Annotated in this window: 3 protein-coding genes; all 3 read left to right on the forward strand. The window is 59.4% G+C overall.

Annotated features, from left to right (window positions below; genetic code table 11):
• Nucleotides 1-580, forward strand: a 580-nt coding sequence (locus P792_RS35170; protein ID WP_152530300.1) for a TonB-dependent receptor, incomplete at its 5' end; no start/stop codon positions are given.
• A 207-nt stretch (nucleotides 581-787) separates the two neighbouring features.
• On the forward strand, nucleotides 788-958 hold the full coding sequence (locus tag P792_RS37840; protein WP_023979975.1) for a hypothetical protein: 171 nt from the start codon (nucleotides 788-790) through the stop codon (nucleotides 956-958).
• An 85-nt stretch (nucleotides 959-1043) separates the two neighbouring features.
• A complete protein-coding gene (locus P792_RS35175) occupies nucleotides 1044-2756 on the forward strand; it encodes a phospholipase C (RefSeq protein WP_051395987.1) in 1713 nt (570 codons plus the stop codon).
• Nucleotides 2757-2836 lie beyond the last annotated feature (80 nt).

Here is a 2836-nt window from a genome sequence, read left to right on the forward strand (position 1 = left end):
TCGCTGGAGCGTCTCCTATTACTATTCAGACGTACGCAATGAGCTGCTCTCGGTCATGACGCCGCTCTCCCAGCTTTACGGTGCGGCGACCTACTCCAATGCCAGCCCGACGACGCATCAGGGTGTCGAGGCCTCGCTGGAAACCGATCTCATCAAATGGTCAGGTGGCAAGCTCGGCCTGCGCCAGTCCTATACCTGGCAGGATTTCCACTTCAGGCATGACGCGGTATTCGGCCATAACGCCCTGCCGGGCATACCGGCGCATTTCTACCAAGGGGAAATACGCCTCGACCTGAAGAACGGGCTTTATGCCAATTTCAATACACAGGTCTCGTCAAAAGTCTCCGGCTCCTATGACGACACCTATTACGCCCCGTCCTACCACATCTTCAATACCACCATCGGATATGAATGGCCGCACAAGCATCGTCAGGTCTTCCTGTCCTTCAACAACCTCGCCAACACGCATTACGCCTCGATCGTCGTGCCGGGCTACATCGCCGCAGGCAAGCAGCTCGCAGTGTTTCAACCCGGCGACGGCTTTGGCGTTTTCGCCGGCGTCTCGGCAGGATTTAACTAGGTTTCAACACGGTTTTTACCTTTTCCAATGTGACATTTTCAGGTTGGGAGGAGCGCCCGTCTCCCAACCGGGTAATCTCCAGAGGCCGCCCCCGAATGCCTGCAACATTCCGACGCGGCGAATTCATGGAACGGTCACACACCGGCTCTCGGGAATCCTTTATCGAGGCGCCGTAACCCGGCACTCTTCTGGAAAAGGAGCAGGTCAATGGAACTTCAGCTTCAGCACGACAGATCCTCAGCCCCTTCAGATCGCTGGCGCCAGACGCTTGTTGCGGCATGGCGGGAGCACCGTCTGACAGCCATTTCCCTGCAATCGCGTCGCGGCGCGCTCATGGCTCTCGATGAAGAGCCCCTGCGTGAGGATGACCAGACCTGAGGCGTGTCCCGCTTTACATCCGGCCCCACGCTTCAGACAAAAGGCCGCTTCTCTCCTCGCTGAACAGATGTTATCGCCGTTGATCATGACTCGTCCGACACGTTCTCTCGCCGCCGTCCTCCTTGCCCTGACCTGCCTGAGCCCGAGCCTTGTTGCGAAACCGGCACAGGCGCAGATTGTCCGCGATGCGGCGGAGGGATTCCAGACCAGGACACCCATCAAGCATGTGGTCGTCATTTTCGATGAAAACGTTTCCTTCGATCATTATTTCGCCACCTATCCCCAGGCAGCCAATCTCGAAGGTGAGCCGATTTTCCTGCCGCAGCTTGGCACACCGCCTGCCAATACCCTTCTGCGCGCCAATCTTCTGACCCATAACCCCAACACCAACCCGGCGAATGGTGCGGACGCAGCGCTGCCCTTCCGGCTGGACCGGACGCAGGCCAGCACGGCCGACCAGAATCATGGCTACACGGCCGAACAGATGGCCTATAATGGCGGCAAGGCCGATCTGTTTCCGCTTCACACCGGCAGGGCCTCACCCGGCGGTGTCGGGGCTTTCGCCACGCGCGGTCAGGTCATGGGCTATTTCGATGGCAACACGGTTACCGCCCTCTGGCGCTACGCACAGCGTTTCGCCATGAGCGATAATGCCTTTACCGATACCTATGGTCCCTCCACGCCCGGCGCGCTCGAAATCGTTTCGGGTCAGACCAACGGTCTGCATATCACTGCCTCGGCCGAGAAACGAAGCACGCGCGAGCGTCCCTCGCCCTTCATCCCCGATGGGTCAGGCAATGGCGGGGCGGGAGCGGATGATCAGGGGCGTATGACCATGATCAACGATATCGACCCCAGCGGAGACGTCTGTTCGCTTCCCGGTGAGCAGGTCTGGATGGAAGGCCGCAATATCGGTGATCTGTTGACGGCGAAAGGTGTAAGCTGGGGCGGCTTCATGGCCGGGTTCGACCTGTCTGCCCGCAACCGCAACGGAACAACCGGGTGCCAGCGCGCCACCTATTCGAGCATCGTTGCCCAGACAGTGGTGGATTACATTCCTCATCACAACTGGTTCCAGTATTATCCCTCCACCGCCAATCCCAAGCATCTGCGCCCTTCAGGTGTTGCGGCCATTGGTCAGACGCTTGGCATGGACGGCAGGACGAAAGACCCCGCCAATCACCAGTATGATCTCGAGGATTTCATCACCGCCACACGGGCCGGTCATATGCCTGCAGTGTCGTTCCTCAAACTTCCCGCCTTTCAGGATGCCCATGCGGGCTATTCCAACCCGCTTGACGAGCAGGAAGGCGTGGTGCGTCTGGTCAATTTCATCCAGTCCCGCCCTGAATGGAAAGACACGGCCATCATCATTGCCTATGATGACTCCGACGGCTGGTATGACCATGCCTTCGTCAAACCCCAGCACAGCTCTCATGACCCTCAGGCCGATCAGCTGGATGGCCCCGGCCAGTGCGGCAACGCGCCTGCCCCTGCCGGGGTGAAGGGCAAACCGGTCAACGGACGATGTGGTCCGGGCACGAGAACGCCGCTTCTCGTTCTCTCCCCCTGGGCACGCCGTAATGCGATTGACCATACCCTGCTGACCCAGAGTTCAGTCCTGCGCTTCATCGAGAATAACTGGCTCGCCGGGGCGCGCCTGGATGGCGGATCATTCGATCAGGACGCGAACGACCTCGATACGCTGTTCGACTTCAAGAGACAGCCTGACCTGTCGCCGCTCTATCTTGCCCCCAGAGACGGCTCGATCCTACATGATGCGCCGACGGTCTTCTGAAAAATCGCCTGCACCCACTGCATCCCGCATTGACGCACCAAGGCCTTTGCAAGGCTGGCGTGCCCGTCTGATCAAGCGGG

The organism is Asaia sp. SF2.1, assembly GCF_000505765.1.
GTDB classification, from domain to species: Bacteria; Pseudomonadota; Alphaproteobacteria; order Acetobacterales; family Acetobacteraceae; genus Asaia; species Asaia bogorensis.